Below are 5,560 nucleotides of genomic sequence, written 5' to 3' on the forward strand. Positions count from 1 at the left end.
ATCCTTATCTGGCAAGAGACTTAATTGATTAGTTCGCTCTAGATCAAAAATAATTGACAAAAATCGCCAAATGCCTTTCTATATAAGGGTTCCATCCCTTATAACCCCCGTCCATTGCATAACAAAAACCGAAGAACCAAAAGATTTTGATACTAATCTTTATGTGGGTTATGTCCCTGGTTTTCCAGGAGCAAATTCTCAAGGTGAAACTTTAGATGAATTACAGACAAATCTTTGTGAAGTGATAGAAATGCTCCTTGAGGATGAACAAACAAAATTTAAAACAGTATTTGTTGGTACACAGTAATCATCAGCAATATACCTGTTCTGAAACCACAGGAAGTGGTTCGTATCTTAGAAAGTCTTGGCTTTGTTGAGGTACGTCAGAAAGGCTCCCATAAACAATTCTGTCCTGAAGATGGACGTGCAACTACTGTTCCATTTCCTAAACATGGCTTAAAGAAGAGAGAAGTGAGAGAATAGAGTGGAATGATCAGATGCTTCCATGCCTAGAAAGATCCGAGAGTTGAAAGCTCAAATTGTCCGTGAAGGATTTGTTTACTTACCCAAACGGGGCAAGGGTAGCCATGAACGTTGGAGACATCCTTTGATCGGAAAAACACTGACAATCCCGGGCAAAGATGGAGATGATGTCCCACTTTACCTAGAAAAACAACTGGCAAAACTACTGACTGAACTGAAAGAGTTGCGAGAGGATGGAGATTAATGAATAAATACAGCATGATTGTTCAGTGGTCTGATGAAGATCAGCTTTTCCTGGTAACGATCCCAGAGTTTTCTGATCTTGTCGTCATGCCTTGTACTCATGGCAAAACTCGTCAAGAGGCTATCCACAACGGAGAAGAAGTGATTGAAATGTACTTGGAAGCCTGGCGGACAGAAGGTGAAGTGATTCCCGAACCCAGAACAAGATCGGTCGCTTGATATTCCTGCTCGGTCCTGGGGCATAACAACGCCTCTGCACACCGACTGCCGAGAGTTAATCGGTGATGATGCTAGGGTTATCCCCACAGTGAACAGCAATCAGTGAACTGAAAACCCACATCTGATCACTAATACCCTAAAACCCCAACACCCAAGCCCTGCTATACAATGGTTTTTGACTTGTTTTTTGGAAGGGAACGCTAAACTATGTATTCGATCGATATTACCCTGAAACTCTCGCCCATCCCCATTTCCGTGCAGCGCAAGGAAGAAGCAGCAGCAGACGCTTTGTATCAAACAATTATTAACGCTATGCGATCGCCGAATCCGGAATTATTAGAATTAACCTGTGAAAAACAAACCGATAAAAAGGTGGCGGTTTTGAGCGATCAGATCAGTGCGGTGATTGTGTCACAAAAATCTGGGGCTGCCTCCACCGGTAGAGCGCCGGGGTTTGTCGCTTTAGCCACAGAATAAGTAGGTAGGTGTTAAAAGTTCTCATATCCCCCCTGCCCCCCTTATCAAGGGGGGTGCCGATAGGCGGGGGGATCCTCCTTGATCATGGGGGTGTCTGACAATTTTTAATACCCACCTACTTAGAATTTCGTCTTTGCTTCCTTAATAGTATAACTTTACTACAAAAAATCGGAGCAAATATTTAGGGACGGTGATGATTATCAGATATAAAATCAGCAACTTCGGAAAAGCGAAATATGGACAGTCCAGAATCTAGGCAGCCGACCTGTAATAAGGCGAAGGCAGACTCGGATAAACTCGCCGGATGTGGCGGAAGACTTCTTCCGTTTTTTCTTCCACTTCTTCTTCCGTGTAGAGATCGACGGGTAAACCAGTATCATCGCTGTATAAAAAGTTGTGAATAGTAGTTTTAACCTCCGCCCGACTGGATTCTTTATCTGGCCAACGATCGATCTTTAGTTTCTCTTGTTTTAGGGTTTTCAAAAGCTGCGTGGCGATCTGTTTAATTTTTTCAATGTCTTGCGGTGATAGATTCTCTTTGGTTAAAAGGTCGAACACGGCGAGGGATTCCTCGTCTAATCCCTCGCTAACCGCCCGTTGGGACTCTTGATCGAGTTCCTGAATGAATTCTAATAAGGCCTCGAAGGTCTTTTCGATCGCCACCCGATCCTTCTCGAAATTATAATCAGCGATGATCTGCTCGTAATGTTCTTGAAAGTTCGTCCGTTGCAGATTCTGCTCGAGCATTGTTCGGAGACGGTTTTCGATGGCGTTTTTGAGAGTTTGGACGGTGGTATTCTTGCGATCGCTATTAGCGAATTCCTGTTTCAGACGCTCGAAGTTGATTTTACTGATGTTGTACAGTGGGGTATCATCGGCCCTCGCTTCGGTGGTTACATCGATCGCCCCGTCGATTACCGATCGCATTTCCAAGAGAATTTCCGCGATGTCTATTTTCTCCCGATCACCTTGAATGCATTTATAGATCAGTTTAATCGTGTCGTGAGCCGGACGGTAGTGATTAACCGATGGCTGATTAAGACAGGCCTTAAAAAGATGGAAGACCTCTTGAGAGAGGAGTCCAAAATTTTGTCGGGCCTGATCACTTCGATTGATCGCTTCCTTCGCGTCGTTAATGGCTTTATTGAAGGCAAAACTAGGTATTTTATATTCGAGGAGCGCGTCTAGGGATGCGTTACTTTCCCCCAAAAATTCTTTAACTGCCTCGATCGATCGGGCCAATTCATCCAGTAAATTTTCTTGGGGTTTCGTGGGGTCGAGACTAAGATGGTCTTCCCTGCGTCCCTGATCGGAAATTTGGGCGAGATCGGCGAGAGCTTGACGGAGATTTCTGAGGATTCCGCAGTAATCCACGATTAAACCGTTGGTTTTGCCCTCGTTAACCCGGTTAGCACGAGCGATCGCTTGCATGAGCGTATGAGCTTTTAGGGGTTTATCGAGGTAGAGGGTGGAGAGGGAGGGAACATCGAAACCAGTCAACCACATGGCGCAGACGATGCCGATCCGAAAGGGGTGATCGGCTTGTTTAAAGGCATTTTCTGGGCTGATCCTTTTACCGTCCGCCAGTTGAAAGCCGTTTTTGATTACACTGCGATGGCTGGTAATATCTAACCCTTGTTTCTGGAATTTGTCGATCTCTCCCTGTTCCTCGCTGACGATCACGGCCGTTAGGGTTGCTTCCATCCATTGAATCTGACGCTGACGATAGTTTTCCTCTTGGTCATCGGTAATTTTTTTGAGGTCTTTTTTCAGTTGTTGGATTTTTTCGCTCCAGTAACGATCGATCAGGTTATGCAGCTTGACACAGGTGAGCTTGTCGATACAAATCACCATGGCTTTGCCTGTTTCCCAAGCGGTGCTGTAATGTTCAACGAAATCACGGGCCAGCGCATCCAACCGCTGCGGGGCCGTCAGGATGTAGTAATCCCTTCTTAATTCCCTTTCTAAACGGTCTTCTATCTCGACATTTTCGATCTCTAACTCTTCGATTTTGGCGGCGATCTGTTCGTTGAGGTCGTTGACGGCGATCGAGAGTTTATCACCCCTTGCATCATAGTAGAGGGGAACGGTGGCTTTATCCTCGACCGCTCTCTGGAAGTCGTAGGTGGAGACATAATCCCCGAAATAGCGTTTAGTGATCTCGTCGTTGCTGACTAGAGGGGTGCCGGTAAAACCGATAAAACCAGCGCCCGGAAGTGCAGCCCGGAGGTTGCTGGCTAGGGTTCCGTACTGGGTTCGGTGGGCTTCGTCGCTGATAATGATGATATCGTTTCGGGAGTTGTAGGGTTGGTCGGGATTGACGGTTTGGTTGAATTTCTGGATAAGGGTGAAAATATAGGCTTTATGCTCTCCCAGAAGACTCTGCAAGTGTTCGTTACTGGAAGCTCGGCAGGGTTCTTGCTCGTTATTGGTCAATCCGGAACCGGCAAAGGTATCGTAGATCTGTTCGTCTAGATCTTCGCGATCGGTACAGATAACGAAGGTATAGTTTGCGCCTAGTTTACGGCGAATTTTGCGGGTGAAAAAAACCATAGAGTAGCTTTTTCCGGAGCCTTGGGTATGCCAGAAAACCCCTAGTTTGTTATCTTTTATCCCACCCTCCCGCCATCTTTTCACAGAATCGATCGCTTGGTTAACCCCTAGAAACTGGTGATTTCGGGCGATAATCTTGCAGGTTTTGCCAGTGGAGTTATCGAAAAGGATATAATTTTCTAACAGATCGATAAAGTTATTTTTATCGCAGACTCCTTTTAGCATGGTTTCCATATCGACAATGCCGGGGTCACTCTCGGCCAGGCGTTTCCATGAATGAAAGTGTTCGTATTTGCCGCAGAAACTACCTATTTTCGCGTCTATGCCATTAACTAAAATCGCAAAGGCGTTATAGGCGAATAGATGGGGGATAGTATCAAGATAGTCCGATAAATTCTCGTCGTAGGCCGCTTTTAGGTCCCGGTTGAGGTTTTTCGCTTCTAGGAAGAGTAGGGGAATGCCGTTAACAAAACCTACCAAATCCGTGCGACGGAGGTAGATTTCCCCCTGTATCCACAGTTCTCGAACCGCTAGAAAATGGTTATTGCTGGGTTGGTCAAAATCCAGGATTTTTAGGGTTTGTCTAATTAGCTCTCCTTTGGCGTTGCGGTAGCTCACCTGTACTCCATCGAGAAGGAGTTGATGTTTCTCTTGATTGGTGGCCAGAAGGGTTTGACTGGAGTTGATTTCTTCGATTTGGAGAATGGCGGATTTATAGGCTTCTTCGGGAAGATTGGGGTTAAATTCTCGTAATTTCTGTTTTAGGTAGCGTTTGAGGATAACTTCTTTCTGATTTTGCCGTCCGAGCAGGCTGTTTTCACCGTAATCCTCTTGACTATAAGCATAGACACTCTGCCAACCAAGTTGATCTCGCAGACAGTTGGCGGTGAGTTGTTGTACTTTATCCTCGGTGGTCATAGGGTCGATTGTGCAGGGGAGTGGTTTATTTTATTAATATTGCCAATTTTCAGGCATTTTTACAGGTGCGATCGCTCTTTTTGCCTCTACACCTCGATCTCTCCATTCATAAGTTTCGGAAGTAGTATGTCACGCGCTTGTTTTAGTTTTTGATTGTATTTATGCAATAGAGAGCGTTGTTTTAACGCTGGCTCGACTACATCATTAAATAATCTAAGAAGAGTTTTATTAGGAGTAAGTATATGCAAGCCTCTTAAAAATTTCAAACTAAAAAACTTTTGTGATGTTCCAGAAGACTGAATTTCCATTTTTCTTAAAGTAGCAGGATCGGAAAAATATAAAAACATAAAACTAGAATAGTTTTTGTCAAAAGGTTTAAATAAAGCTACATTTTTTATACTAAACTCGAATTCATTATCTACCAAAACCGTTGAACCTAATGTCCCGATATTTGAAAAAATTATATCTCCTGTTTCTGGTCTGCTCCTTTGCATAACCTTTTGATGGTCTTCATCAGTAATCACATCATTGGTGAGAAGTTAAGATTATCTGCAATTTGTCAAGCTTATTGTTACAATTCTTATTGTAAGCAGGAAAAGTTTGCCAAGTCTGGGTTTTGACTATTTTTACCTAATGGCGACAGGAGGTGAGTTCTTGCGCTTATAGG

The 5,560-nt window shown here is 44.2% G+C and carries 7 protein-coding genes; 5 read left to right on the top strand and 2 right to left on the bottom strand.

All coding sequences use genetic code 11. The annotated features are described in order from the left end of the window. The first annotated feature begins 118 nt into the window (after positions 1–118). The 5 genes from O9332_RS03260 to O9332_RS03280 all read left to right on the top strand — a co-directional run bounded on the left by O9332_RS03260 (position 119) and on the right by O9332_RS03280 (position 1,422). Positions 119–307, top strand: a complete 189-nt coding sequence (locus O9332_RS03260; RefSeq protein ID WP_288023615.1) for a type II toxin-antitoxin system HicB family antitoxin — start codon at positions 119–121, stop codon at positions 305–307. 35 nt (positions 308–342) lie between these two features. Continuing rightward, positions 343–483: a type II toxin-antitoxin system HicA family toxin gene (locus tag O9332_RS03265; RefSeq protein WP_002756833.1), complete on the top strand. Its 141-nt coding sequence runs from the start codon at positions 343–345 to the stop codon at positions 481–483. Between the two features lie 22 nt (positions 484–505). Beyond that, entirely contained in the window at positions 506–727 is a 222-nt protein-coding gene (locus O9332_RS03270) for a type II toxin-antitoxin system HicA family toxin (protein WP_002756832.1), read from the top strand. Continuing rightward, the gene (locus O9332_RS03275) at positions 727–945 is read left to right on the top strand and encodes a type II toxin-antitoxin system HicB family antitoxin (protein WP_002756831.1); all 219 of its coding nucleotides are present in this window, start codon (positions 727–729) and stop codon (positions 943–945) included. Before O9332_RS03270 ends, O9332_RS03275 begins: the two co-directional genes overlap by 1 nt. A gap of 207 nt (positions 946–1,152) precedes the next feature. Further along, on the top strand, positions 1,153–1,422 hold the full coding sequence (locus O9332_RS03280; RefSeq protein ID WP_002756830.1) for a UPF0367 protein family: 270 nt from the start codon (positions 1,153–1,155) through the stop codon (positions 1,420–1,422). A 252-nt stretch (positions 1,423–1,674) separates the two neighbouring features. Here the strand turns inward: O9332_RS03280 and O9332_RS03285 are convergent, their stop codons facing one another. Both O9332_RS03285 and O9332_RS03290 read right to left on the bottom strand, forming a co-directional pair. After that, entirely contained in the window at positions 1,675–4,893 is a 3,219-nt protein-coding gene (locus O9332_RS03285) for a type I restriction endonuclease subunit R (protein ID WP_288023612.1), read from the bottom strand. Positions 4,894–4,979: 86 nt separating this feature from the next. Then, on the bottom strand, positions 4,980–5,417 hold the full coding sequence (locus O9332_RS03290; protein ID WP_288023613.1) for a restriction endonuclease subunit S domain-containing protein: 438 nt from the start codon (positions 5,415–5,417) through the stop codon (positions 4,980–4,982). Positions 5,418–5,560 lie beyond the last annotated feature (143 nt).

The sequence above is a fragment of the Microcystis sp. LE19-10.1B genome, from assembly GCF_027530565.1.
In the GTDB taxonomy this organism is placed as follows: domain Bacteria; phylum Cyanobacteriota; class Cyanobacteriia; order Cyanobacteriales; family Microcystaceae; genus Microcystis; species Microcystis aeruginosa.

What these genes read in the sequence shown, in the direction of transcription:
- O9332_RS03270 (WP_002756832.1), top strand. Translation starts at nt 506, where the DNA reads ATGCCTAGAAAGATCCGAGAGTTGAAAGCTCAAATTGTCCGTGAAGGA.
- O9332_RS03275 (WP_002756831.1), top strand. Translation starts at nt 727, where the DNA reads ATGAATAAATACAGCATGATTGTTCAGTGGTCTGATGAAGATCAGCTT.
- O9332_RS03280 (WP_002756830.1), top strand. Translation starts at nt 1,153, where the DNA reads ATGTATTCGATCGATATTACCCTGAAACTCTCGCCCATCCCCATTTCC.
- O9332_RS03285 (WP_288023612.1), bottom strand. Translation starts at nt 4,893, where the DNA reads ATGACCACCGAGGATAAAGTACAACAACTCACCGCCAACTGTCTGCGA.